20 protein-coding genes and 4 tRNA genes are annotated in these 24,678 nt (G+C 60.1%); 7 read left to right on the top strand and 17 right to left on the bottom strand.

What is annotated here, in order from left to right:
• Positions 1 to 8: 8 nt before the first annotated feature.
• Entirely contained in the window at positions 9 to 1,334 is a 1,326-nt protein-coding gene (locus JKA62_RS25515; RefSeq protein WP_011335024.1) for an MFS transporter, read from the bottom strand.
• A 289-nt stretch (positions 1,335 to 1,623) separates the two neighbouring features.
• Between JKA62_RS25515 and JKA62_RS25510 the strand changes: the two genes are divergently transcribed.
• Positions 1,624 to 2,523: a LysR family transcriptional regulator gene (locus JKA62_RS25510; RefSeq protein WP_007951543.1), complete on the top strand. Its 900-nt coding sequence runs from the start codon at positions 1,624 to 1,626 to the stop codon at positions 2,521 to 2,523.
• On the opposite strand, the gene JKA62_RS25505 is transcribed toward JKA62_RS25510, so the two are convergent.
• Positions 2,493 to 3,353 (bottom strand): LysR substrate-binding domain-containing protein, encoded by an 861-nt coding sequence (locus JKA62_RS25505; RefSeq protein WP_011335025.1) that lies wholly within the window; start codon positions 3,351 to 3,353, stop codon positions 2,493 to 2,495. The two genes, JKA62_RS25510 and JKA62_RS25505, sit on opposite strands and share 31 nt — an antisense overlap.
• Before the next feature lie 113 nt (positions 3,354 to 3,466).
• On the opposite strand from JKA62_RS25505, the gene JKA62_RS25500 reads away from it, so the two are divergent.
• The 3 genes from JKA62_RS25500 to JKA62_RS25490 all read left to right on the top strand — a co-directional run bounded on the left by JKA62_RS25500 (position 3,467) and on the right by JKA62_RS25490 (position 6,212).
• On the top strand, positions 3,467 to 4,576 hold the full coding sequence (locus JKA62_RS25500) for a 2-aminoethylphosphonate--pyruvate transaminase (protein ID WP_102687143.1): 1,110 nt from the start codon (positions 3,467 to 3,469) through the stop codon (positions 4,574 to 4,576).
• Positions 4,577 to 4,633: 57 nt separating this feature from the next.
• Positions 4,634 to 5,461: a phosphonoacetaldehyde hydrolase gene (gene phnX / locus JKA62_RS25495; RefSeq protein WP_201820057.1), complete on the top strand. Its 828-nt coding sequence runs from the start codon at positions 4,634 to 4,636 to the stop codon at positions 5,459 to 5,461.
• Positions 5,462 to 5,657: 196 nt separating this feature from the next.
• Positions 5,658 to 6,212, top strand: coding sequence for a cytochrome b (locus JKA62_RS25490; RefSeq protein WP_201820055.1), 555 nt, complete (start codon positions 5,658 to 5,660; stop codon positions 6,210 to 6,212).
• Here JKA62_RS25490 and JKA62_RS25485 read toward each other — a convergent pair.
• Together JKA62_RS25485 and JKA62_RS25480 are read right to left on the bottom strand one after the other, a co-directional pair.
• Positions 6,209 to 7,117, bottom strand: coding sequence for a 1-aminocyclopropane-1-carboxylate deaminase/D-cysteine desulfhydrase (locus tag JKA62_RS25485; protein ID WP_201820053.1), 909 nt, complete (start codon positions 7,115 to 7,117; stop codon positions 6,209 to 6,211). The two genes, JKA62_RS25490 and JKA62_RS25485, sit on opposite strands and share 4 nt — an antisense overlap.
• 41 nt (positions 7,118 to 7,158) lie before the next feature.
• Complete coding sequence (locus tag JKA62_RS25480) at positions 7,159 to 9,198, bottom strand: NADPH-dependent 2,4-dienoyl-CoA reductase (RefSeq protein WP_201820052.1); 2,040 nt, start codon at positions 9,196 to 9,198, stop codon at positions 7,159 to 7,161.
• Positions 9,199 to 9,403: 205 nt separating this feature from the next.
• On the opposite strand from JKA62_RS25480, the gene JKA62_RS25475 reads away from it, so the two are divergent.
• A complete protein-coding gene (locus tag JKA62_RS25475) occupies positions 9,404 to 10,531 on the top strand; it encodes a nitrilase-related carbon-nitrogen hydrolase (protein WP_201820051.1) in 1,128 nt (375 codons plus the stop codon).
• Positions 10,532 to 10,534: 3 nt separating this feature from the next.
• On the top strand, positions 10,535 to 11,575 hold the full coding sequence (locus JKA62_RS25470; protein WP_041475354.1) for an AraC family transcriptional regulator: 1,041 nt from the start codon (positions 10,535 to 10,537) through the stop codon (positions 11,573 to 11,575).
• A gap of 4 nt (positions 11,576 to 11,579) precedes the next feature.
• Here JKA62_RS25470 and JKA62_RS25465 read toward each other — a convergent pair whose 3' ends face one another.
• From JKA62_RS25465 to JKA62_RS25455, 3 genes are all read right to left on the bottom strand, one after another.
• Positions 11,580 to 11,768 carry a hypothetical protein gene (locus JKA62_RS25465; protein WP_146615297.1) on the bottom strand — a complete coding sequence of 63 codons (189 nt, stop codon included), beginning with the start codon at positions 11,766 to 11,768 and terminating at the stop codon, positions 11,580 to 11,582.
• 127 nt (positions 11,769 to 11,895) lie between these two features.
• Positions 11,896 to 12,753 (bottom strand): DUF2242 domain-containing protein, encoded by an 858-nt coding sequence (locus JKA62_RS25460; protein ID WP_011335033.1) that lies wholly within the window; start codon positions 12,751 to 12,753, stop codon positions 11,896 to 11,898.
• A 93-nt stretch (positions 12,754 to 12,846) separates the two neighbouring features.
• Entirely contained in the window at positions 12,847 to 13,746 is a 900-nt protein-coding gene (locus tag JKA62_RS25455; RefSeq protein ID WP_201820049.1) for a LysR family transcriptional regulator, read from the bottom strand.
• Positions 13,747 to 13,868: 122 nt separating this feature from the next.
• Between JKA62_RS25455 and JKA62_RS25450 the strand changes: the two genes are divergently transcribed.
• A complete protein-coding gene (locus tag JKA62_RS25450) occupies positions 13,869 to 15,074 on the top strand; it encodes an MFS transporter (protein ID WP_201820047.1) in 1,206 nt (401 codons plus the stop codon).
• Between the two features lie 60 nt (positions 15,075 to 15,134).
• On the opposite strand, the gene JKA62_RS25445 is transcribed toward JKA62_RS25450, so the two are convergent.
• The 10 genes from JKA62_RS25445 to JKA62_RS25400 form a co-directional block, all read right to left on the bottom strand.
• A complete protein-coding gene (locus JKA62_RS25445) occupies positions 15,135 to 17,006 on the bottom strand; it encodes a SurA N-terminal domain-containing protein (RefSeq protein ID WP_201820045.1) in 1,872 nt (623 codons plus the stop codon).
• Between the two features lie 231 nt (positions 17,007 to 17,237).
• A complete protein-coding gene (locus JKA62_RS25440) occupies positions 17,238 to 17,510 on the bottom strand; it encodes an HU family DNA-binding protein (RefSeq protein ID WP_002552737.1) in 273 nt (90 codons plus the stop codon).
• A gap of 148 nt (positions 17,511 to 17,658) precedes the next feature.
• A complete protein-coding gene (lon, locus tag JKA62_RS25435; protein ID WP_007951557.1) occupies positions 17,659 to 20,055 on the bottom strand; it encodes an endopeptidase La in 2,397 nt (798 codons plus the stop codon).
• Positions 20,056 to 20,218: 163 nt separating this feature from the next.
• Positions 20,219 to 21,502 carry an ATP-dependent Clp protease ATP-binding subunit ClpX gene (clpX, locus tag JKA62_RS25430; protein WP_007951558.1) on the bottom strand — a complete coding sequence of 428 codons (1,284 nt, stop codon included), beginning with the start codon at positions 21,500 to 21,502 and terminating at the stop codon, positions 20,219 to 20,221.
• 112 nt (positions 21,503 to 21,614) lie between these two features.
• Positions 21,615 to 22,250, bottom strand: a complete 636-nt coding sequence (gene clpP, locus JKA62_RS25425; RefSeq protein ID WP_007951559.1) for an ATP-dependent Clp endopeptidase proteolytic subunit ClpP — start codon at positions 22,248 to 22,250, stop codon at positions 21,615 to 21,617.
• A 92-nt stretch (positions 22,251 to 22,342) separates the two neighbouring features.
• On the bottom strand, positions 22,343 to 23,653 hold the full coding sequence (gene tig / locus JKA62_RS25420) for a trigger factor (RefSeq protein ID WP_011335037.1): 1,311 nt from the start codon (positions 23,651 to 23,653) through the stop codon (positions 22,343 to 22,345).
• Positions 23,654 to 24,053: 400 nt separating this feature from the next.
• A tRNA-His gene (locus JKA62_RS25415) sits at positions 24,054 to 24,129 on the bottom strand.
• A 76-nt stretch (positions 24,130 to 24,205) separates the two neighbouring features.
• Positions 24,206 to 24,290: transfer RNA gene (locus JKA62_RS25410), tRNA-Leu, on the bottom strand.
• Positions 24,291 to 24,348: 58 nt separating this feature from the next.
• Positions 24,349 to 24,424 (bottom strand) — tRNA-His (locus JKA62_RS25405).
• 32 nt (positions 24,425 to 24,456) lie between these two features.
• Positions 24,457 to 24,533 (bottom strand) — tRNA-Arg (locus JKA62_RS25400).
• Between the last annotated feature and the right edge of the window lie 145 nt (positions 24,534 to 24,678).

Below are 24,678 nucleotides of genomic sequence, written 5' to 3'. Positions count from 1 at the left end.
AAGGGGTTTCAGTTACGCAGGGGTTTGACGGTCAGGGCACGATTGGGCACGTAGGCGCGCGGTTCCATGACGCCGACCGGGCGGCTGTTCCAGTGTGGAATCAGCACCAGCGCCGAGAACAGCGCACAACCGGCGAACACGATGAACACCGTCACCGAGTCGAAGTAACCCGGCAGCAAACCACCGAGCACCGCACCGACCGAGCCGCAGCCGTTGACGAATCCCGCCGCCGTGGCGCCGGCCTTGGCCTTGCCGAAATCGATCGCGGCCGCGCCGCTGATCATTGAGTCCGGGCCGTACAGGGTCAGGCCCATCACGAACAACAATGCGACCACCAGCATCACGCTGCCGGTGTGCAAGGCGCCCATGAACAGCGCAAGGGTCACGGTCAGCGCCAGCAGACTCAACACGCAGGCCGGCATGCGTCGGGCACCGAACAGTTTGTCCGAGGCCAGGCCGATCATGATCGGACCCAGCAGACCGGCCAGTTCAAACGCCGTGGGAATGATCGCCGCGCCAACCTTGCCGACCGAAGGCATCTGTTCGAACACGATCACCGGGCCCCACAGCAGAATCGCGTAACGCGCCGGTTTCAACAGGAAATACGCCAGACCCAACACCAGCACCGTGCGGTTACGCAGGATTTCCTTGAGCGGTTCCCACACGCTGAGTTTGCTGTTGGCTTCGGCTTCCTCGGCACTGATGACCGGTTCCGGTTCCACCGCCGGCAGGCCGACATCTTCCGGTTTGTTGCGCTGAAAGATGAAGAACAACACCGCCACCGCCGCGACCACCGCCGCACTGGAAATGAACGCCGCGTGCCAGGTGCCGACCAGCGTGTACGCCCACCAACCGGCGAACGGCGAGGCCACCAATCCACCGAAGGCGTAGCAGGAACTCCACAACCCGAGCACTCGCCCGCGCTGTTCCGAAGGGAAAAAACTACCGAGGTTCTTGCACAACCCCGACCAACCGGTGGACTGCGCCAGGCCCTGAATCAACATGCAGGTGGCGAAGATCGGCAAGGTCGCAAAACTGCCCATCACCAGCGCTGCCGCAGCGGAAATCAGCAACCCGCCAAGCACCACGATCCGTGGGCCGAAGCGGTCGGCGAGCATGCCCCAGGTGAACTGGCCGATGGCGTAGGCCGCCAGGTAAATCGCGTCGAGGTTGGCCATGGCCATTTTGTCGAGGGTGAAACTCGGGTCTTCGGCGATGCCCAGTTTGGCCACCGAAAAGGCTTTGCGGGTGAAATAGAACGCGGCGTAAGCGAGCCAGGTGACAGCGAAGATCTGCATGCGCCAACGCGCAAGGGTGCCGATGTGCTTGTTCATTGTGGTTCTGACCTCAGGGTGTGAGTGTGCCGGCAGAATCGATAAGTAAACGCCTGTGTTTTTTATTGTTGAGCACTGCGATATCACCCCGTCCCTTCGGCGATACCGGTCAGATGAGTCCTGGTGTTGCACGCACAGGCTCATGGCCAGCGTCGCTGCCCGACCGGGCAGTCAGCGTTGGCGTGAGCCGATCAAAGCAATTACTGTTTAATAAATAAAATCGATTTATCGTATTTCACACATAAGCTCAGCTTGTTACTGAAGTTCGCCTGTAAACGAGGAATCAGCCATGTCGGTTTCACACGCCCAGCTCAAAGCCTTTCACGCCGTGGCCGTGCACGGAAGCTTCACCAAGGCCGCCGAGCGGCTTTATCTGACGCAACCGGCGATTTCCGACCAGGTGCGCAAGCTGGAAGAACGCTTCGGCGTGTTGCTGTTCCATCGCAACAAACGCTCGGTGCGCCTGACCGATTTGGGCGAACGCTTGCTGGCAATCACCCAGCGTCTGTTCGTGGTCGAGGCCGAAGCCCAGGAGTTGCTGCAGGAATCCCAGGCCTTGCAGACTGGCAGTCTGATACTGGCAGTGGATGCGCCGGTGCATGTGCTGCCGCAGATCGCCCGGTTCTGCGAACGCTACCCGGGGATCAGCGTGAAAATCGAGACCGGCAATACCGATGAATCGCTGTTTCGACTGTTCAACTATCAGGCCGATCTGGCGTTGCTCGGTCGCGATGTCAGCGATGAACGCCTGCTGTGTGTGCCGCTGCGCAACGACCCGATGGTGGCGTTCGTCTCGCGCCATCATCCGTGGGCCGAGCGTGAATCGATCTGTCTGGAAGATCTGGACGACACGCCGCTGGTGCTGCGCGAACACGGCTCGGTGACTCGCCAGACCCTGGAAGAAGAAATGGCCCGCGCCGGCTTCCGCATCCGCCCGGCGATCCAGGTCGAAGGCCGGGAAGCCGCGCGGGAGGCCGTGGTGGTGGGGATTGGCGTGGGTGTGGTGTCGGCGGCGGAGTTTGGTGCGGACTCACGGGTTTGCGCGTTGCCGATCACCGATTGCACCCGGAGGTTGACCGAAACGCTGGTGTGCCTGCGCGAGCAAAGTTCGCGGCGGGTGGTGGCGACGTTTCTCGAGATGGTTCGCGAGAGTCTTGTTCAGACCGGGGCCAACCCGAAAAACGCCTGAATCAAGCGCAACTCCCGCCGCCGCTCCACGCAGCCGATCATGTGCCGGTTCACCAGCCCTTCTCCCGCAATGGGAATCGCGACGACACGGGGGTCATGACTGACCTCCACCGATGACACCACCCCTACCCCCAGTTCAGCCGCCACCGCTTCCGTCACCGCCTCGCGACTGTCCAGTTCCAGCAACACCCGTGGGCTGACCGATGCCTGGGCACAGGCCTGATCAAACGTGCGCCGGGTAATCGAACTCGGCTCGCGCAAGACCATGATCACCTGATCCAGCTCCTTGAGCCTGACCTCGCCTGCACGTGTCGCCCACGGATGCGCGGCCGGCACCAGCGCGCAGATCCGCGATTCACTCAACGCTTGCAGATGCAGCCCTTTGCGCGGTTCGACCTCGGTCAAGACCGCCACATCGGCATGCTCGGACAACAACGCCGCCAAGGTTTCCTGGGCATTGCCCAACCGCAGATTCACGGTGATCCCCGGATAGCGCGCCCGCAGGCTGGCGAGCATCGGCATGACCATGTGCGGGCCATCCGCCGCCACCTCAAGGCGTCCGGTCAGCAATTGCCGATTGGCCTCGAGCAACGCCTGGGCTTCCTCGGCCATACCGAACATCGCCCGGGTGATCGCTGCCAGTTTGGTGCCCTCTTCCGTCAGCTCGACCCGGCGCGCCGTGCGTCGCAACAGGGTGATCTGGTAATGCTCCTCCAGCGCCTTGATGTGCCCGGTGACCGCGGGCTGGCTGATGAACAGGCGTGCGGCGGCACGGGTGAAGCTGCCCTCCCGGGCCACGGCGTCGAAGGCGCGGAGCTGGAACAGGTTCATGAATAACCCTCACTGATGGCTGGCATAACAACAAACAATTTGATTGATGATCCGGCGAATTGCAACGTAGGCCCCGTAGCTTCATCCCACAGCGCTATCGCGAGGACATACGAATGAGTACTGCCGCACCCATCCTGCTCACTCCCGGCCCGTTGACCACCTCGGCCCGCACCCGCCAGGCGATGATGGTCGACTGGGGTTCATGGGATGACCGCTTCAACCAATTGACCGCCAGCCTGTGCGAACAACTGCTGGCGATTCTCAACGGCGCCGACAGCCACCACTGCGTACCGTTGCAGGGCAGCGGCACCTTCGCCGTCGAAGCCGCGATCGGCACCCTCGTCCCCCGTGACGGCAAGGTCCTGGTGCTGATCAACGGCGCTTACGGCAAGCGTCTGGCGAAAATCTGCGAAGTGCTGGGCCGCTCGTTCAGCACCTTCGAAACCGCTGAAGACGAACCGACCACCGCCGCCGACGTCGACCGCCTGCTGCGTGCCGACAGCGACATTACCCACGTCGCGCTGATCCACTGCGAAACCAGCACCGGCATCCTCAATCCGCTGCCGGAAATCGCTCAGGTTGTAGAGCAGCACGGCAAACGCTTGATCATTGATGCCATGAGCTCGTTCGGCGCGTTGCCGGTGGACGCGCAAAAAGTCCCGTTCGACGCGCTGATTGCCGCCTCCGGCAAATGCCTGGAAGGCGTACCGGGCATGGGCTTCGTGTTCGCCCGCAAGGAATCTCTGGCCGCAGCCGCCGGCAATTCGCATTCGCTGGCGATGGACCTGTTCGACCAGCACAGCTACATGAAAAAAACCGGCCAGTGGCGCTTCACCCCGCCGACCCACGTGGTCGCGGCGCTGCACGAAGCGCTGCTGCAATACAACGAAGAAGGCGGCCTGCCGGCACGGCATGCGCGTTACGCCGCCAACTGCCAGGCGTTGATGGAAGAGATGGGCAAACTCGGCTTGCGCAGCTTCCTGCCCGCCGCGATCCAGGCGCCGATCATCGCAACCTTCCACGCACCGAAAGATCCGCGCTACCAGTTCAAGGACTTCTACGAACGGGTCAAGGCCAAGGGTTACATCCTCTACCCCGGCAAGCTGACCCAGGTCGAAACCTTCCGCGTCGGCTGCATCGGCCACGTCACCCCGGCGCAGATGCGCGAAGCCGTCGCGGCGGTGGGTGAAGTGCTGCGCGAGATGGAAGTGCTCGACATCTGATTCACCCGGCCCGCTCCCTTATTTGAATTGCCTTGCCCACACAGGATTCTGACCAACATGAACTACAACAACCCAACCCAGCTGCAAGCCGCCATCCTCGACTGGGCCGGCACCGTGGTCGACTTCGGTTCTTTCGCACCGACCCAGATCTTCGTTGAAGCCTTCGCCGAGTTCGACGTCCAGGTGTCCATCGAGGAGGCCCGTGGCCCGATGGGCATGGGCAAGTGGGATCACATCCGCACCCTGTGCGATCAGCCGCAGGTTGCCGAGCGCTATCGCAAAGCGTTCGGCCGCACCCCGACCGACGATGACGTCACCGCGATCTACAACCGCTTCATGCCGCTGCAGATCGAGAAAATCGCCGAGCATTCGGCGCTGATTCCCGGTGCACTGGAGACCATCGCCAACCTGCGCCAGCAAGGGATCAAGATCGGCTCGTGCTCCGGCTATCCGAAGCAAGTGATGGACAAGGTCGTGGCACTGGCCGCCACCAACGGCTACATCGCCGACCACGTCGTGGCCACCGACGAAGTGCCGAACGGCCGTCCATGGCCTGCGCAAGCGCTGGCCAACGTGATTGCGCTGGGCATCGACGATGTCGCCGCCTGCGTGAAGATCGACGACACCGTGCCGGGGATTCTCGAAGGCCGTCGCGCCGGGATGTGGACCGTGGCGCTGATCTGCTCCGGCAATGCGCTGGGCCTGGATTATGCAGGCTACCGCGCATTGGGCAGCGACGCGCTGGCCAGCGAACGCAAGCGCATTCACGCGCTGTTCGAAGGTTCGCGCCCGCACTACATGATCGACACCATCAGCGATCTGCCGGAAGTGATCGCCGACATCAACAAGCGCCTGGCCAACGGCGAGATGCCGCAAAGCAGCTGATTGCACCCATCTCGACAAACAAAAACGCCAGTGTCTGCCCGACACTGGCGTTTTTTCATGGGTGTTTTCAGTCAAATCGCTGACTCAGCTCAGTGAAAGCTTTTTTAGCCTCGGGCAAACGCGCCAAAGGGGATTACAGTTAAGGCATGCCGTCGCAGAACGGCACGCTTGAGCCCTGAACCGTGAGGAACGCCGTATGCCGTGGACAAATTCAGAATCCCGTTACAGCACCGTGTCGATCCTGTTGCACTGGCTGATGCTGGTGCTGTTGGTACTGGTGTACGCCAGCATGGAATTGCGTGGTCTGTTTCCCAAGGGCAGCGGCGGCCGCACGCTGATCCGCGAAGTGCATTACATGCTTGGGCTGACGGTATTCGTGCTGGTCTGGTTTCGCCTGTTCGCCCGCAGCCTGGGCCCGGTGCCGAAAATCTTCCCGGCCTCGCCACCGTGGCAAACCATCCTCGCACGCTTGATGCACTGGGCCTTGTACCTGTTCATGATCAGCATGCCGATCCTCGGCTGGCTGATCACCAGCGCCGAGGGCCATCAGGTGATGTTCTACGGTTTCGACCTGCCGTTGCTGGTGAGTGAAGACAAGGCCTTTGCCAAACAGGTTGAACACTGGCACGTACTGATCAGCACGATTGGCTACTGGCTGATCGGTCTGCATGCGCTGGCGGGGATCTATCACCATTACGTGGTGCGCGATAACACGTTGCTGCGGATGATGCCCAAGCGCAGCCAGGGTTAGCCGTCGAATCCGCGCCGGCCCTGCAAGCCGCCGGTGTGGACGAAGATCAAGCGTGAACCCCGGGCAAAGCGACCCGCCTCGATCTGTTGCTTGAGCGCCAGCAAAGCTTTGCCGGTGTACAGCGGCTCGAGGGGAATGCCGCTGGCCTGTTCGGTTTGCAAAATGAATTCAAGCAGCGCCGGATCGACCTTGGCGAAGCCGCCGCGGCTGGCGTCGATCAGCTCGTAGCCTCCAGCCTTGCCCACAAGCGCCTCGACATTGGCCGCGACGCCGTGATCGTCGGGCACGGCCATTGCGCCGTACACCGCATGTTGTCCTGTCTCGGCCAACACCAATCCCGCGAGCGTGGTGCCCGTGCCGCAGGCCAGCCACCAACCGTGGTAGTCGTCCCAGCCAAGTTTGCCGAGTTGTTCTCTGACCTGATTCTTCAGCGCCGCGCAACCCTGCGCGCCCGGCAATCCGCCGCCACCTTCAGGCACCGGATGCAGCGTCGGATATTGCGCGAGCCACGACTGCCAGAATCCCGGCTCGTGCCGCGCCCGATAACCGCCGTATCCGAGCCAGTTCAGCTGCATGCCGAACTCCTGCAGATCCCTGACCGTCGGCGTGTCCTGCGGATGCCCGCGCAACAGCCCGACCGTCGTGAATCCCAGGCGCTTGCCCGCAGCCGCCAGTGCATGCAGATGATTGGAGTGCGCGCCGCCGAGGCTGATGATGCCTTCGGCACCCGCGCGGTCGGCGGCTTTGAGATGTTCGACGAGTTTGAACCATTTGTTGCCGCTGATCAGCGGATCGATCCGGTCCAGACGCAGGGCCGCCACTTCAATACCGGCGGCGGTGAGCCAGTCCAGATGAAGCGGTTCGAGTGGGGCTTGAGGTAGCCAATCGGTGGGAGGCAGAAACATGAAGGCCGGCTCTGTGCAAAGAGCCGGCATTCTAGGGTGGATCAGAGCTCGGCGGCCAGACGCGAACCCTGATTGATCGCACGTTTGGCATCCAGTTCGGCCGCCACATCGGCGCCGCCGATCAGGTGCACGCTCTGCCCGGCTGCCACCAGACCGTCGTGCAGCTCGCGCAGCGGATCCTGGCCGGCGCAGATGACGATGTTGTCCACCGGCAGCACTTGCGGCTCGCCGGTTTCGCCGATGCGGATGTGCAGGCCTTCGTCGTCGATCTTCAGGTATTCGACGCTGTTGAGCATCTGCACCTGCTTGTTCTTCAGACCGGTGCGGTGAATCCAGCCGGTGGTCTTGCCCAGACCGTCACCGACCTTGGATTTCTTGCGTTGCAGCAGGAACACGTCACGCGCTGGTGCGTGCGGTGCAGCTTTGATCCCGGCCACGCCACCACGGGCTTCCAGATTCGTGTCGATGCCCCACTCTTTCCAGAACGCGGCGCGATCCTGACTGGTGGCCACGCCTTCATGGACGAGGAATTCCGACACGTCGAAACCGATACCGCCGGCGCCGATCACCGCCACACGCTTGCCCACTGGTTTGCGCTCGAGCAGCACATCCAGGTAGCTCAGCACTTTGGCGTTGTCGACACCCGGAATCGCCGGCAGACGCGGTGCAATGCCGGTCGCGAGGATGACTTCGTCGTAACCGCCCTCGACCAGTTTTGCCACATCGACGCGGGTGTTCAGACACACCTCAACGTTGGTGGTCTGCAACTTGCGTTTGAAGTAACGCAGGGTTTCGTAGAACTCTTCCTTGCCCGGCACTCGCTTGGCGACATTGAACTGGCCACCGATCTCGCTGGCCGAATCGAACAAGGTCACCTGATGCCCGCGCTCGGCGGCCACGGTGGCGGCGGACAGACCGGCAGGACCGGCACCGACCACGGCGATTTTCTTGATCTGCTTGACCGGCAGGTAGTTGAGTTCGGTTTCGTGGCAGGCACGCGGGTTGACCAGGCAGCTGGTGAGCTTGCCGCCGAAGGTGTGATCGAGGCAGGCCTGGTTGCAGCCGATGCAGGTATTGATTTCGTCGGCGCGACCTTCGGCGGCCTTGTTGACGAAATCCGGGTCGGCGAGGAACGGCCGCGCCATCGAGACCATGTCGGCATCGCCTTCAGCGAGGATCTGCTCGGCGATTTCCGGAGTGTTGATGCGGTTGGTGGTGATCAGCGGAATATTCACCGAACCGCGCAGCTTGGCCGTGACCTTGCTGAACGCCGCACGCGGCACTTTGGTGGCGATGGTCGGGATCCGCGCTTCGTGCCAGCCGATGCCGGTGTTGATGAGGGTCGCGCCGGCCTGCTCGATGGCTTTGGCCAGGGTGACGATTTCTTCCCAGGTGCTGCCACCTTCCACCAGATCGAGCATCGACAGACGGAAGATGATGATGAAGTTCGGGCCCACCGCTTCACGCACCCGGCGAACGATCTCCACCGGCAGGCGCATGCGGTTTTCGTAGCTGCCGCCCCAACGGTCGGTGCGGTGGTTGGTGTGGGCGGCGAGGAACTGGTTAATGAAATAACCTTCCGAGCCCATGATTTCCACGCCGTCGTACTCGGCGGTCTGGGCCAGTACCGAGCAGGTGACGAAATCGCGGATCTGCTTCTCGATGCCTTCCTCGTCCAGCTCTTTGGGCTTGAACGGGTTGATCGGCGCCTGAATGGCGCTCGGCGCGACCTGTTTCGGACTGTAGGCATAACGGCCGGCGTGGAGGATCTGCATGCAGATCTTGCCGCCCGCCTCGTGCACGGCGCGCGTGACGATGCGGTGTTTGAGCGCTTCTTCCTCGGTGGTCAGCTTGGCCGCGCCGGAATACACACCGCCCTCGTCATTCGGACCGATACCGCCGGTGACCATCAGGCCAACGCCGCCACGGGCACGCTCGGCGAAATACGCCGCCATGCGTTCGAAACCGCCCGGTTTCTCTTCAAGGCCAGTGTGCATCGAGCCCATGAGGGTGCGGTTGCGCAACGTGGTGAATCCCAGGTCCAGCGGGGCCAACAGGTGCGGGTATTGAGTGGCGGTCATCGTTAACTCCACAGCGAGCGATCACGGAAAATGCGGGAGCTCTGCGTCCCCCGTCAGTCATGCTCGACAGATTAGGAGTCGCCTCGCTGTCACTCAATGACCGTAACTGACAAGTTATTGATCCAAATGCGCAGCACCCCTTGGCAAGCCGGGGCTGGCGCCCTACCCTGTCCACACACCCTGCACCCGGTTGTTGTTGGATTTCATGCGCAAACTTCTGTACCTGACTTTTTCCATGGCGCTCATCGCCGCACTCACCTTCTACGCCATGTGGGCGGCTGACCGTCCGGCCGGTCATTACCTGTCGGACCTGCGGATCAAACTCGCGGTCGATCAGGGCACGCCCGCCGACCGTGGCAACCTGCTGGGCATCCAGCCCGAGCTGTTCCCCACCGACTACCAAAGCCCCGAACGCCTGCACCGCAAGCTCGCCGCCTATTTGCAGCAGGCGCAGGATCAGGGGCTATTGAATGAAAAAACCGTGGTCATCCTGCCGGAGCATGTCGGCACCTGGCTGATGATCAGCGGCGAAAAAGACGAGCTGTACCAGGCCGCCACCCTCGCCGAAGCGATGAACTGGCTGGCAGCGAGCAACCCGGTGCAGTTTGCTCGCGCCTGGCTCACCGCCAAGGGCAGCAGCCGTCTGGATGACGCACACCTGCGCATGAAGTCCCGGGACATGGCCAAGGATTATCAGGCGCTGTTCGGTGGTTTGGCCAAGGAGTTTCACGTCACTCTGGTGGCCGGCACGATCGTGTTACCCGAACCGAACATCACCGACGGCCGGCTCAAGGCCGGCAGTGGCGCGCTGTACAACAGCACGGTGGTGTTCGGTCGCGACGGTGCCCCGCTCGGCCAGCCGCAGCGGCAGATGCGTCCGGTCTTCGATCAGGATGACTCCGGCACCCGCGAAGCGTCGCGGATCAATGTGATCGACACCCCGGCCGGACGCCTCGGCGTGTTGATCGGCAACGACAGCTGGTACCCGGACAACTACCGCAAACTCGACGAGCAAGGCGCGCAGCTGATCGCGGTGCCCGCGTTTGTCGTCGGTCATGGGGTGTGGGATCAACCCTGGAAGGGTTACAAAGGCTCGAGCGTGCCGGACTCGGTCAGCCTGAAACCAGGAGCAGTCAGTGTAGGCCAGGCCTGGCACCAACTGACCCTGACCGCGCAACCGCCGGCCAGCAAGGCGCAGGCCGGTATGAGTGTGTTCCTGCGCGGGCAGTTCTGGGACAAACCGAGTTCCGGGCAAAGCTTCCTCAGCAGCAACGGCCAGCAATTCGCCGACAGCGAAGCCCGTGGCGCGCGCCTGCTGAACCTCTGGTTGTAACCCGTGAAGCCGCAGCCGATGCGTCTCGGGGATCTGTCGGTGGGCTTTGTTCACAGCCTGGCCGATGCCGTACGCAGCCATGACGTCGATCCGCTGCCATTGCTCGAACAGTACGGCCTGGATGCCGCACGGCTGGCCGAAGCCGGGGCGCGTCTGTCGATCCCGCGCTACATGCGCCTGGGGCATGGCGCGATCCAGCTGACCGGCGATCCGGCATTGGGTTTGCGCATGGGCGGACTCAGCCGATTGAGTCAGGCCGGGCTGGCCGGTGTGACCGCCGCGCAGGCCCCGACCGTGCGCGAAGCCGCTCGCTGCCTGACTCGTTTCGAACCGTTGTACGGTTCCAACTATCGCGGCCAGTCGAGTTTCCACGAAGACGCCAGCGGTGCGTGGCTGCGCTTCTATTCGATCAGCCCGTACAACGCTTACAACCGGTTTGTGGTGGATTCGATCATTGCCGGGTGGCTGCATCAGTTGTCCAGCGTCAGCCCCGAACCCTTGCGCGCCGAGCGGATCGAGATCGAGTTCGACAACCCGGATTATCGCGACGCTTATGCGGTGCTTGGCGAATGCCCGATCCAGTTCGGCGCCGAACACAATCAACTGCGCCTGAGCCTCACCAGCCTGGGCCAACGCAATCCGGAGCATTGCCCCAGCACCTGGAAACATTTGCTCGGTCTGTGTGAACGGGAACTCGAGCAATTGACCCGCACCCGCAGCCTGCGCGAACGCATCACGCAATTGCTCGGGCCGTTGCTCAATGGTGGCCGGGAACCCGACCTGGAAGAAGTGGCGGCACGCCTGAAGCTGCCGACCTGGACGTTACGGCGCAAACTGGCCGAGGAAGGCACGCAGTTTCGCGCGATCCTCAATGACACCCGCCGTGATCTGGCAATGACCTACATCCGCGACACCGAACTGGCATTCGGTGAAATTGCCTACCTGCTGGGCTTTGCCTCGGCAGAAGCTTTCCAGCGCGCATTCAAGCGCTGGAACGGCCAGACACCGGGCGAGTTTCGCCGCAGTCACCGCAAGACAGGCTGACGCCTCACAGCTCGGTGGCGTCTTCCGCAGGCTCTGGTGAATCCAGCTCAAAGGCCTGGAATTCCAGCAGTTCTTCTTGATAGTCATCCATTGCGTAATCCCCCTGACGCTTGCTTGAAATGGCCTGGAACAAATGACCAGCGCCTCGAGCATAAAGTGCCCGTGTGAAGGAAAAATGAAACGCGTCCTTCATGAAATAAACGTAGCAGGCGGTCAGGGATTTATCGCGGGATATTTTTCGACGGGGCTGGCAGGAAGAAGCTCAAGGGAGACAACAAAACGCCACGCGTCCGACAGGAGCCGGAGGCGTGGCGTGAAGTTTACTGCCCGGAGGCAGGCATGGCCGGAATCGGCTCGGAGGGTGGCGGCATGTCCGTCGGGTTGGCCGGCGGCGTGATGGTTTCCGTCGCGGGCGCAGGCTCGGCAACCGGTGCCGGGGTGATCGGCGCGGCTTCGGCAGGCGGTGCTACCGGCTCGGAACTGACCGGGGCCGCTTCTGCAGGCGCTGGCGCCGGTGCCGCAGCGGGCTCGGCGGCCGGCGCTGGGGTCGGTTCAGCCACTGGGGCTGGAGCCAGAGGAGCCGGCGTTGCCTTGGCTTCCGGCACACCCAGGTCAGTCTTGGGCTTTTCGGTGATATGCGCGGCTTTCTTCGCGTCGGCCGGCAGGAACAACTCGACCAGGGTGAAGAAACGCTCGTAGAACTTCTGCGACGACACGGTTTCACTGGCCACTTTCACCATCGAATCGTCAGACGAGCCGATCGGCATCGACACCGAACCCAATACGCCGACACCCAGACTGGCCGAGTTGTTGGTCTTCTTCAGCGCGTAGCGGTCCTGCAGTGCGTTGGCGAACACGGTGGCGTGATGGCCGGCGCTGCCATCATCGGCGCACACCACGTTGAAGCTGATCTCCAGGTGGGTTTCGCCGGTCTGCTGGAAGCTCTTGTGCCCGCTGACCAGTTTCGGGTCATTGCTGGTAATGATGTAGCCCTGGCTGAGTAACGCTCGGCGGGCCGCTTCGCAACTGGCGGTGTCGGTCACCGGGTAATTGCGCGAAAAGGTGCCGGAGTCGTCGAAATTCTCATGCTCGTAGATAGGCTTGTCCTTGGAGCAGCCGGCAGCGGCGGTCAGCAACAACGCCAACCCGATGAAACGCACGGGAATAGAATTCAACATTAAACATCCTGAGGGGAAAACGGTCCGGGGCGTATTGTGCAACAGATCGCTGCCCCGCGGCGTATGGATTAGTGTCTTAAAACAGTTACAACTCTACCGGTCATGGGCGACAGGAAAAAGTCGCGCCGTTAAATGATCGATGAACACGCGTAATTTGGCAGTTGCGTGCCGACTTGATGGCCACAGGACGCAAAATTGCCCGACGTGCTCCACATGCTCATCGAGCACGCGCTGCAGGCGACCCTGCTGCTGCGCCTCGAAGATCATGAAGTCCGGCAGACAAGCGATGCCCATGCCCGCCAGCGCTGCATGCCGCACGGCTTCGATCGACGTACTGACCAGGCGTGTCGGCAAGGTCGGCTCGGGAGCGCCCTCTTCGCGTTTGAACGGCCAGGACTCCAGTTTGCCGGTGGCGTGAAACGTATGGCGCAGGCAGGCGTGCTCCGCCAGATCGGCCGGGGTCAGCGGTTCGCCGCGCTCGCGCAGGTACGCGGGGCTGGCCACCAACACCATATGAAACTCGCCCAACGGTCGTGCCATCAGTCGCGAATCTCGCGGTTTACCCGTCCGAATCACCGCATCGAAACCTTCTTCAACCACATCGACCATGCGGTCGGTCAGGTCCAGATCCAGTTCGATCTGCGGGTACAACGCCATGAACTCGTTCATGACCGGCATCACCAGGTCATGTACCTGCGGCAGGCTGACCCGCAACTTGCCGTGAGGCGCCGCTGCCGCATCGCACAACTCGAATTCGGCTGCTTCGACCTCAGCAAGAATCTTGCGGCAACGCTCCAGAAACAGCGTGCCTTCGCTGGTCAGCGTGATGCTGCGGGTGGTGCGGTGAAACAAGCGCACATTGAGTCGTGCTTCCAGGCGGGCGATGCTTTTGCCAACCGCCGACGAGGACACGCCCTGCAAGCGGCCGGTCTCAGTAAAACTGCGGGTTTCCGCCACCTGCACGAACACCGAAATACTGCCCAGGCTGTCCATTCATCCCTCCCTGATTCACGACATTCTTGTCCGAGATGTTCGGAACCCTAACCTGTGTTTCCCGAATGTGCAGCGCCCTACCCTATGGCCTTCGTCTCCTTTGGCAAAATGGAAATCCGCCCATGAACGATGCGCCACTCACTTCCCCCACGCTCGCTGGCACAGTCGAGCCCGCGGAACGATTACCGCTGGGTGCATTGCTTGCACTGGCCACCGCCGGGTTCATCACCGTGCTGACCGAGGCAATGCCCGCCGGCCTGCTGCCACAGATGAGCGCGGGGCTTGATGTCTCTCAAGCCCTGATCGGGCAACTGGTCACGCTGTACGCCATTGGTTCGATGCTGGCGGCGATTCCGCTCACCATTGCCACACGGGGCTGGCGTCGGCGCCCGCTGTTGCTGGCGGCCATTAGCGGGTTTGCCATCGCCAACAGCATCACTGCGTTGTCCGAGCTGTACTGGCTGACCCTGATTGCACGCTTGATCGCAGGCGTGTTCGCGGGGCTGCTCTGGGCTTTGCTGGCGGGGTACGCGAGCCGGATGGTCACACCTCACTTGCAAGGCAGGGCGATTACGGTGGCCATGCTCGGGGCGCCGCTTGCGCTGTCGCTGGGCATTCCGGCCGGGACGCTGCTGGGCACGGCAGTCGGCTGGCGCCTGAGCTTCGCGATCATGACCGGGCTGACCGTGCTGCTGGTGATCTGGGTGCGTTGGCAAGTACCGGACTTCGCCGGTGAACGCGCCGGAAAGCGCCTGCCACTGCGTCAGGTGTTTACCTTGCCGGGCGTGCGATCCGTGTTGTTTGTGACTTTGTCCTACGTCGTCGCGCACAACCTTCTGTACACCTATATCGCGCCATTTCTGGAGCCATCGGGACTTGGCGCAGAAATCGACCGGGTGTTGTTGGTGTTTGGCCTGGCGTCGGTACTGAGCCTGTGGATCGGCGGCAGCCTGATTGATCGCTGGCTGCGTCAGCTGGTACTGGCCAGCGCCCTGTTGTTCCTGCTGTCGGCGATCGCACTGGGGCTATGGCGCGAATCGCCGGGCGTGGTCTACACCGCTACCGCCGTCTGGGGCTTGGCATTCGGCGCGATGCCCTCGCTGTTGCAGACGGCCCTGGCGAAAACTGCCAGCGAGGCTGCCGATACCGCGCAATCGATGCTGGTGACCCTGTGGAATGTCGGCATTGCCGGCGGCGGGCTTGCGGGAGGCCTGCTACTGAACAACCCGGGCGTCGGGAGTTACCCGTGGATTGTCGCGGGTCTGTTGCTGTTGACCCTGTATACGACCGTCAATGCCCGGAGCCACGGCTTCCCGAACGCCGGATAGCGCGCATAAAAAAGCCCCGGATTTTCATCCGGGGCTCGGGCCATGCGGCTCAGCCAGGCATCAGAAACGCTTGATGTCGGCTTCGGCTTCCAGCTGCTTGCGGTACGCCGCGAAGTCTTGCTGGCCCACACGCGATGCGAGGAAGCGACGGTATTGCGCTTTCTCTTCATCGGTCGGAGCCGCCGCTTCGTTCACGCCGTTCAGGCGCACGACGGTCAGGCTGCCATCCGCCAGCGTCACGCTGGTGAAGGTCGGCTTGTCCTTGGCGGCCGGTTTCGGCATGCGGAACAACGCTTGCAGCACCGCCGGATCAACGCCTTCCTGAGCGCGGTTCGCCGCTTCGGTGACTTTCCAGCTCTGACCGTCCACCGCCTTGTCCAGCGGCGTCTTGCCATCACGCAGACTGGCGATCAGTTGTTCGGCGTGGGTCTTGGCCGCCGCGCTGGCGTGCTCTTTGGTCAACTGGGTGCGAATGGCAGCAGCCACGCTTTCCAGCGGCAATTGAGCAGGCTTGAGGTGCTCCTTGGCGCGCAGCACGATCACGGTTTCCGGATCCAGCTCGATGGCGGTGCTGTTGGCCCCCTCTTCCAGCACTTCGGTGCTGAACGCGGCAGTCACTACAGCACGGTTGGCTGCAACGCCTTCGCCACCTTCACGGCCGAACGGCTTGGAGGTGTGTACGGTCAGTTTCAGGTCTTGCGCTGGCTGGGCCAGGTCGGATGCTTCGAACGAAGAGTCTTCCAGTTGCTTGGTCGCCTCGACGAAACGCTGCTCGACTTGCTGGGTTTTCAGCTCGCGGGTCAGCTTGTCCTTCAGGCTGGCCAGAGTCGGTACTTCAGGCGCCTCGACACCCAGCAGCTTGATCAGATGGAAACCGAAGTCGGTGCGAACCGGCTCGGAAACCTGATCCTTGTTCAGAGAGTACAGGGCTTTTTCGAAGGCTGGATCGTAAACGCCAGGACCGGCATAACCCAGGTCACCGCCGTTGTTGGCCGAACCCGGATCCTGCGAGAACTCCTTGGCCAGCGCTTCGAATTTCTCGCCCTTGGCCAGACGCGCCTGGACTTCTTCGATCTTCGCCTTGGCCTGAGCTTCGGTGGTCTTGTCGTTGACTTCGATCAGAATGTGCGCCGCACGACGCTGTTCCGACAGGTTGGCGATCTCTTTCTGATACGCCGCCTGCAGGTCTTCGTCCTTGACGGCGACCTGATCGAAGAACGAAGACTTCTTCAATTCCAGGTAATCGATGACCACTTGATCCGGGGTCATGAACTCCTTGGCGTGCTCGTCGTAGTAAGCCTTGACCTCGTCATCGGTCAGCTTCACGGCCGAAGGGTCAGCCTTGATGTTCAGCGTGGCGAAGTCGCGGGTCTGTTTTTCCAGACGGGCGAAGGCCAGCACCTGAGCGTCGGTCACGAAACCGCTGCCCGCCACACCGGCGCGCAGTTGGCCGATCAGCATTTCCTGAGCCAGCATCTGGCGGAACTGCATGCGGCTGTAGCCCAGTTGACGGATCACCTGATCGAAACGGTCGGAGCTGAACTTGCCGTCGACCTGGAATTCAGGCGTCTGCAGGATCACTTGGTCCAGGGCCGCTTCGGAGAAAGCGAATTTCGATTGTTCTGCGCCTTGCAGCAGCAGCTTGCGATCGATCAGACCCTTGAGGGCCGATTCGCGCAGCATTTTTTCGTCCAGCAAGGAAGCGTCGAAGTCCTTGCCCAGTTGTTGCATCAGCTGACGGCGTTGCATATCCACCGCCTGGCTCAGCTCGTTCTGGCTGATTTCTTCACCGTTGACCTTGGCCGCCTCATTCTTGTGAGTCGTGGCCTGGAAAATGGCGTCGAAACCGGTCAGAGCCATCAGTGCAACGATGACTCCGATAATGGTCTTGGCAATCCAGCCTTGTGAATTGTCCCTGATATTCTGCAGCATGCGTCCCCCAGAAACGGTTGAACTTCAAAATTTGGCAACCGTGGAGCGTGGGTAGAATCCGGATAGAAGAAAGGCGCATCCGAGGATGCGCCTTCTCGTAACTGGCGGAGCGGACAGGGCTCGAACCCTCGATCCCGGTGTGACAGGCAACTGTTTCAACTACCTGCTCTACCGCTCCGCTGCCAAGTCAGGCATGACCCCGACCCGGATGGGTAAAATCCTGAATCAAACTTAGTTGACGGCTTCTTTCAGGGCTTTACCGGCTTTGAAACCTGGCTTTTTGGCTGCCGCGATTTCCAGAGTCTTGCCGGTCTGTGGGTTACGACCGATGCGAGCTGGACGATCAGTCACGGAGAAAGTACCGAAACCAACCAGAACAACGGAGTCGCCGGCCTTGAGAGCGCCAGTGACGGATTCGATTACAGCGTCCAGCGCACGGCCAGCAGCAGCTTTCGGGATATCAGCGGATGCAGCGATAGCATCAATCAGTTCCGACTTGTTCACTCTAAGTCCCCTTATATCTATTTGAGTATGATTCTAAGTTTTTTGGTGAAAGCAAAAACGAGTGCTGAATGGCCTACAGACACTTAAGAGCCGCTTTATAACAAGGGCTCTAAAAAGCTGTCAAGGAAGCCCCCCAGGCAAAAGCGTATTAATGCGTGCTAATTCTTTCCTTAGAGTCAGACTCACGTTTTTCGTCCTTGGCAACTATCTCCGGAGCCACATCCGGCAAGGGCTCCGGCGCGTATTGCAGCGCAATTTGCAGGACCTCGTCAATCCATTTAACCGGTTTGATCTGCAGATCCTGCTTGATATTGTCAGGAATCTCCTTCAGATCGCGCACGTTCTCTTCCGGAATAATCACAGTCTTGATTCCGCCACGGTGAGCGGCCAGCAGTTTTTCCTTCAGACCGCCAATGGCAAGAACCTGACCACGCAGGGTGATCTCGCCGGTCATGGCGACATCGGCACGCACAGGAATACCGGTCAACGCCGACACCAGCGCAGTACACATGCCTACACCAGCGCTCGGGCCGTCTTTTGGCGTCGCGCCTTCCGGCATGTGAATGTGGGTGTCACGCTTCTCGTGAAAGTCCAGGGGAATGCCCAGGCTCTTGGCACGGCTACGCACCACGGTCAGGGCCGCAGTGATCGATTCGACCATTACGTCACCCAGCGAACCGGTCTTGATCAGTTGACCTTTACCCGGCACCACGGCGGCTTCGATGGTCAGCAGTTCGCCGCCCACCTGAGTCCAGGCCAGGCCGGTCACTTGACCGATCTGATCCTGTTGCTCGGCCAGACCGTAGCGGAACTTGCGAACACCGAGGAAATGCTCCAGCAGATCAGCTGTCACTTTTACCGAGAAGCGTTTTTCCAGCGCGTGCTCTTTGACCGCCTTGCGGCAGACCTTGGCAATCTGCCGCTCGAGGCCACGCACACCGGCTTCGCGGGTGTAGTAACGGATGATGTCGCGGATCGCTTCTTCGTCGAATTCCAGCTCGCCCTTCTTCAGGCCGTTGGCTGCAATCTGCTTCGGCGACAGGTACTTGACCGCAATGTTGATCTTCTCGTCTTCGGTGTAGCCCGGCAGACGGATGACTTCCATCCGGTCCAGCAGCGCCGGCGGAATGTTCATCGAGTTCGAGGTGCACAGGAACATCACATCCGAAAGGTCGTAATCGACTTCCAGATAGTGGTCGTTGAAGTTGTGGTTCTGCTCAGGATCGAGCACTTCCAGCAACGCCGACGCCGGGTCGCCACGCATGTCGCTGCCCATTTTGTCGATTTCATCAAGCAGGAACAGCGGGTTGCGCACACCCACTTTTGTCATCTTTTGAATCAATCTTCCTGGCATCGAACCGATGTAAGTCCGACGGTGACCACGGATTTCAGCTTCATCACGCACGCCACCGAGGGCCATGCGCACGAATTTGCGGTTGGTGGCATGGGCGATCGACTCGGCCAGCGAGGTTTTACCCACGCCTGGAGGACCGACCAGGCACAACACCGGGCCACGGATCTTTTTCACGCGTTTCTGCACGGCAAGGTATTCAAGGATGCGTTCCTTGACCTCTTCCAGGCCGTAGTGATCGGCGTCGAGAATGTCTTCGGCACGGGCCAGGTCCAGACGTACCTTGCTCTGAGCCTTCCACGGCACTTGAACCAGCCAGTCGATGTACGAGCGCACCACGGTGGCTTCGGCGGACATCGGCGACATTTGCTTGAGCTTGTTCAGCTCGGCAGTGGCCTTGGCCAGGGCATCTTTCGGCAGACCGGCAGCGTCGATGCGCTTTTTCAGGTCTTCGATTTCGTTGTGGCCTTCGTCGCTGTCGCCGAGTTCTTTCTGAATGGCCTTCATCTGCTCGTTCAGGTAGTACTCGCGCTGACTGCGCTCCATTTGCTTTTTGACGCGGCCACGAATGCGTTTTTCGACTTGCAGCAGGTCGATCTCGGCGTCCAGCAAGGCCAGAACGTGCTCGACCCGGGCCGACAAATCGATGATTTCGAGGATTTCCTGCTTCTGCTCGATCTTCAGCGCCATGTGCGCGGCCATGGTGTCTACCAGGCGGCCAGGCTCGTCGATGCTGTTGAGCGACGACAGGACTTCAGCCGGGACTTTCTTGCCCAGCTGCACATATTGTTCGAACTGCGACAGCAGGCTGCGCACGAACACTTCGGATTCGCGCTCGGCGGCGTCGACTTCGTCGATCAGCGACACTTCAGCACGGCAGTGGCCATCAACTTCGCTGAAGCGCTCGACAGCACCACGCTGCTCGCCCTCGACCAGAACCTTGACGGTGCCGTCCGGCAGCTTCAGCAACTGCAGAACAGTGGCGATAGTACCTACGCGATAGAGAGCTTCTTCACCGGGATCGTCGTCAGCCGGGTTTCTCTGGGCCAGCAGCAGGATCTGCTTGTCGCCCGTCATCGCAGCCTCGAGGGCTTCGATGGATTTCTCGCGCCCCACGAACAGCGGGATAACCATGTGCGGATACACAACGACATCACGCAATGGCAGGAGAGGCAATTCGATGGTGGTCTTCATGATTTCGCCTCTACGGCGGCCATACGGCCGTAATCAGATGGAATTAAACTTGAAACCAAGATGGGGGCTGACTTGAAAAAAAACAAGCGCAAAGCGGATGTAAAAAACGACATAAAAAAAAAGAGGCCCGAAGGCCCCTTCCTTGTTCCGGCAGCCCGGGCGCTTACGCGTCCGGCGCAGCCTTGGCAGCCGGCTCACTGTTTTCATAGATATACAGTGGCTTGGACTTGCCTTCGATCACACTTTCATCGATCACGACTTTGCTCACCTCGGACTGCGAGGGGATTTCATACATCGTGTCGAGCAGTACACCTTCGAGAATCGAACGCAGGCCACGGGCACCGGTTTTACGCTCCAGGGCACGCTTGGCGACCGACTTCAGCGCGTCGGAACGGAACTCCAGATCTACGCCTTCCATCTCGAACAGCTTGGCATACTGTTTGGTCAGGGCATTTTTCGGCTCGGTGAGAATCTGCATCAAAGCAGCCTCATCCAGCTCGTCCAGCGTCGCAAGAACCGGCAGACGACCGACGAACTCCGGGATCAGACCGAACTTGACCAGATCGTCAGGCTCGACTTCACGCAGGGATTCACCGACTTTCTTGCCCTCTTCCTTGCTGCGCACTTCTGCGTTGAAACCGATGCCACCCTTGGTGGAACGGTTCTGAATGACCTTCTCCAAACCGGAGAATGCGCCACCGCAGATGAACAGAATGTTACGGGTATCAACCTGAAGGAATTCCTGCTGCGGATGCTTGCGGCCACCTTGCGGCGGAACGGAAGCGACCGTGCCTTCGATCAGCTTGAGCAAGGCCTGCTGCACGCCTTCACCGGAAACGTCTCGGGTGATCGACGGGTTGTCGGACTTGCGGGAAATCTTGTCGATTTCGTCGATATAGACAATCCCCATCTGGGCTTTCTCTACATCGTAATCGCACTTCTGCAGCAGCTTCTGAATGATGTTCTCGACGTCTTCACCCACATAACCCGCCTCGGTGAGGGTGGTTGCGTCGGCGATGGTGAACGGAACGTTCAGCAAACGGGCCAGGGTTTCGGCCAGCAGGGTTTTACCAGAGCCTGTCGGGCCGATCAGCAGGATGTTGCTCTTGCCGAGTTCGACGTCGTCAGCCTTTTTGTCACGCTGGTTCAGACGCTTGTAGTGGTTGTACACCGCTACTGCCAGAACCTTCTTGGCACGTTCCTGACCAATTACATACTGATCAAGGATGCCGCTGATTTCTTTAGGCGAAGGCAATTTATGCGCGCTGCTTTCGGCCTGTGCTTCCTGCACCTCCTCGCGGATGATGTCATTGCACAGGTCGACGCACTCGTCGCAGATAAAGACCGAGGGGCCGGCAATCAATTTGCGCACTTCATGCTGGCTTTTGCCACAGAAGGAGCAATAGAGCAGCTTGCCGTTGTCCTCGCCGTTGCGGGTGTCAGTCATTCGTTCGATCCAAATCCGATAGGCTTGCAACACAAGATGAAGGCTATTGCGGGCTTTTTCAAGCCCGCCGCTGATCAGACGCGCCGACCAAGCCTATTTTGAGTTGCTTATTTTAAGCTGGGCGCTGGTTGATCACTTCGTCGATCAGACCGTATTCCTTCGCAGCTTCTGCACTCATGAAGTTGTCGCGGTTGGTGTCGCGCTCGATTTCTTCAAGCGTACGGCCGCTGTGCTTGGCCATCAGCGTGTTGAGACGCTCGCGGATGAAGAGGATTTCCTTGGCATGGATTTCGATGTCCGACGCCTGCCCCTGGAAACCGCCCAGCGGCTGGTGAATCATCACGCGCGAGTTCGGCAGGCAGAAACGCTTGCCAGGTGCACCGGCCGTCAGCAGGAACGCGCCCATGCTGCACGCCTGACCGATACAGGTAGTTGATACGTTTGGCTTGATGAACTGCATGGTGTCGTAGATCGACATGCCCGCTGTCACCGAACCGCCCGGGGAGTTGATATAAAGATGGATGTCCTTGTCCGGGTTTTCCGCTTCAAGGAACAGCAATTGCGCGCAAATCAGGTTGGCCATGTAGTCCTCTACAGGACCCACCAGAAAGATCACTCGTTCCTTAAGAAGACGCGAGTAGATGTCATAGGCGCGCTCGCCACGAGCAGATTGCTCGACAACCATCGGGACCAGGCCGCCGGCGGCCTGGATATCAGAGTTCTGCTGAATATAGGAATTACGGAACATGCTCTGCAGTCACTCCCAAATAGTCATGTCTTGAATACGCATAAGCCAGCTCGAAGGCTGGCTTATGGTGTGTGCTTCTAACGCAAAAACAATCAGTCGGCTTTTGGAGCTTCTACCGGCTTGACCGCTTCTTCGTAAGAGACCGATTTGTCGGTCACGCTAGCTTTCTGCAGAACAGTATCCACAACTTGTTCTTCCAGCACAACCGAACGAACTTCGTTCAGTTGCTGCTCGTTCTTGTAGTACCAGGACACGACCTGCTCAGGCTCTTGGTAAGCCGAAGCCATTTCCTGAATCATTTCGCGAACGCGGGCTTCGTCTGGCTTCAGGTCGAACTGCTTGACCACTTCAGCCACGATCAGACCCAGGACAACGCGACGCTTGGCTTGCTCTTCGAACAGCTCGGCCGGCAGTTGGTCAGGCTTGATGTTGCCACCGAACTGCTGAACAGCCTGCACGCGCAGACGGTCAACTTCGTTGGACAGCAGAGCCTTCGGCACTTCGATCGGGTTGGTGGCCAGCAGACCGTCCATTACCTGATTCTTGACCTTGGATTTGATCGCCTGACGCAGTTCACGCTCCATGTTCTTGCGAACTTCGGTGCGGAAACCGTCGATGCCGCTTTCCTTGATGCCGAATTGAGCGAAGAACTCTTCGTTCAGCTCAGGCAGTTTTGGCTCGGAAACGGTGTTTACAGTCACGGTGAACTCGGCGGTTTTGCCAGCCAGGTCCAGGTTCTGATAGTCCTCTGGGAAGGTCAGGTTCAGAACGCGCTCTTCGCCGGCTTTAGCGCCGACCAGGCCTTCTTCGAAGCCTGGGATCATGCGGCCGGAACCCAGCACCAGCTGAGTGCCCTTGGCGGAACCGCCAGCGAATACTTCGCCATCAACCTTGCCAACGAAATCGATATTCAGCTGGTCTTCGTTCTGGGCAGCGCGATCGGCCACTTCGAAACGGGTGTTCTGCTTGCGCAGGATGTCCAGCATCTTATCCAGATCGGCGTCAGCCACGTCAGCGCTCAGACGCTCGACGGTGATACCTTCGAAGCCGGCAACGGTGAACTCAGGGAACACTTCGAATACGGCTACGTATTCCAGGTCCTTGCCAGCTTCGAGCGACTTAGGCTCGATCGATGGCGAACCGGCCGGGTTCAGCTTCTGCTCAACCACAGCTTCGTAGAAGGAGGACTGGATCACGTCGCCGATCGCTTCCTGGCGCGCATCAGCACCGAAACGGCGCTTGATTTCGCTCATTGGCACTTTGCCTGGACGGAAGCCAGCAATCTTGGCCTTTTGGGCAGTCTGCTGCAGACGCTTGTTGACCTGAGTCTCGATGCGCTCAGCCGGCACGGTGATGCTCATGCGGCGCTCAAGAGCAGTAGTATTTTCAACAGAAACTTGCATGGATATTCCTCGTTGCACAGACGTTAGCCGGCCGTTTCCGACCCAAGAATCAAGGGCAAGCATTCTAGTAGGTCAAACTCAAGAAGTCACCCTACTGAAAACGGGTAAAAAAACAGCAGGCCATTTGAAGGTGGGGACAAGCGGTTGCGCCTCGCCCTGTTAGCAAATACAGCCAATTCAAGCCAGGGCTCTGCGCCAACCTCTTCTATATATAGAGGCGGTTGAATCATCTCCCTGACAGCCGACCTCGCAAGCAAGGCCGGCGGACAGCGCAGCATCATCGAGCAACATTAATACGACGAAACACCCTGCCCTGCGACCCGAAACCTGCAGCCGCCAAAATCCGAAACCGTAAAACAAAAAAGGCGCCAGACTGTTAAATCTGGCGCCTTTCGGAATATGGGGTGGACGATGGGGATCGAACCCACGACAACGGGAGTCACAATCCCGTGCTCTACCAACTGAGCTACGCCCACCATATTGCGTGCCAAAGAAGCCAAACAACTTCTTTGTAGAACTTCACCCGGCCAACGGCATGAATGAAGCTTTGATTGGTGCGGATGAAGAGACTCGAACTCTTACGCCTCGCGGCGCTGGAACCTAAATCCAGTGTGTCTACCAATTCCACCACATCCGCAGATGAAGCTTTTTAAAGCAAAGGCGCCAGACTGTTACATCTGGCGCCTTTCGAAATATGGGGTGGACGATGGGGATCGAACCCACGACAACGGGAGTCACAATCCCGTGCTCTACCAACTGAGCTACGCCCACCATATCGCGTTACTTGTGCCAATGCTGCCTAATGGCGCACCCGGCAGGACTCGAACCTGCGACCATCCGCTTAGAAGGCGGATGCTCTATCCAGCTGAGCTACGGGCGCCTTGTTAGCTGTACCCTTGGAGGACTACAAACTAAGTGCTTTCCAGCCTTGCAAAACGTTGATTTCGCTCGACCTTCTTAACCAGTGCTAGGCTGTGCCCGACAAGTGCGACGAATAGTATAGAGCGACCCGAGGGTCGTCAAAT

Source organism: Pseudomonas sp. B7, assembly GCF_016735645.1.
In the GTDB taxonomy this organism is placed as follows: domain Bacteria; phylum Pseudomonadota; class Gammaproteobacteria; order Pseudomonadales; family Pseudomonadaceae; genus Aquipseudomonas; species Aquipseudomonas glycinae.
This window is presented reverse-complemented; position numbering and strand designations above follow the sequence as displayed.

Excerpts from the sequence above, each read along its gene's own strand:
- phnX (WP_201820057.1), top strand. The coding sequence starts at position 4,634 with ATGAACTACAACAACCCAACCCAGCTGCAAGCCGCCATCCTCGACTGG.
- clpP (WP_007951559.1), bottom strand. The coding sequence starts at position 22,250 with ATGTTCCGTAATTCCTATATTCAGCAGAACTCTGATATCCAGGCCGCC.
- JKA62_RS25450 (WP_201820047.1), top strand. The coding sequence starts at position 13,869 with ATGAACGATGCGCCACTCACTTCCCCCACGCTCGCTGGCACAGTCGAG.
- JKA62_RS25460 (WP_011335033.1), bottom strand. The coding sequence starts at position 12,753 with ATGTTGAATTCTATTCCCGTGCGTTTCATCGGGTTGGCGTTGTTGCTG.
- JKA62_RS25455 (WP_201820049.1), bottom strand. The coding sequence starts at position 13,746 with ATGGACAGCCTGGGCAGTATTTCGGTGTTCGTGCAGGTGGCGGAAACC.
- clpX (WP_007951558.1), bottom strand. The coding sequence starts at position 21,502 with ATGACTGACACCCGCAACGGCGAGGACAACGGCAAGCTGCTCTATTGC.
- JKA62_RS25475 (WP_201820051.1), top strand. The coding sequence starts at position 9,404 with ATGCGCAAACTTCTGTACCTGACTTTTTCCATGGCGCTCATCGCCGCA.
- JKA62_RS25485 (WP_201820053.1), bottom strand. The coding sequence starts at position 7,117 with ATGTTTCTGCCTCCCACCGATTGGCTACCTCAAGCCCCACTCGAACCG.
- JKA62_RS25465 (WP_146615297.1), bottom strand. The coding sequence starts at position 11,768 with ATGAAGGACGCGTTTCATTTTTCCTTCACACGGGCACTTTATGCTCGA.
- JKA62_RS25490 (WP_201820055.1), top strand. The coding sequence starts at position 5,658 with ATGCCGTGGACAAATTCAGAATCCCGTTACAGCACCGTGTCGATCCTG.
- JKA62_RS25445 (WP_201820045.1), bottom strand. The coding sequence starts at position 17,006 with ATGCTGCAGAATATCAGGGACAATTCACAAGGCTGGATTGCCAAGACC.
- JKA62_RS25515 (WP_011335024.1), bottom strand. The coding sequence starts at position 1,334 with ATGAACAAGCACATCGGCACCCTTGCGCGTTGGCGCATGCAGATCTTC.
- JKA62_RS25510 (WP_007951543.1), top strand. The coding sequence starts at position 1,624 with ATGTCGGTTTCACACGCCCAGCTCAAAGCCTTTCACGCCGTGGCCGTG.
- tig (WP_011335037.1), bottom strand. The coding sequence starts at position 23,653 with ATGCAAGTTTCTGTTGAAAATACTACTGCTCTTGAGCGCCGCATGAGC.
- JKA62_RS25480 (WP_201820052.1), bottom strand. The coding sequence starts at position 9,198 with ATGACCGCCACTCAATACCCGCACCTGTTGGCCCCGCTGGACCTGGGA.
- JKA62_RS25500 (WP_102687143.1), top strand. The coding sequence starts at position 3,467 with ATGAGTACTGCCGCACCCATCCTGCTCACTCCCGGCCCGTTGACCACC.
- lon (WP_007951557.1), bottom strand. The coding sequence starts at position 20,055 with ATGAAGACCACCATCGAATTGCCTCTCCTGCCATTGCGTGATGTCGTT.
- JKA62_RS25505 (WP_011335025.1), bottom strand. The coding sequence starts at position 3,353 with ATGAACCTGTTCCAGCTCCGCGCCTTCGACGCCGTGGCCCGGGAGGGC.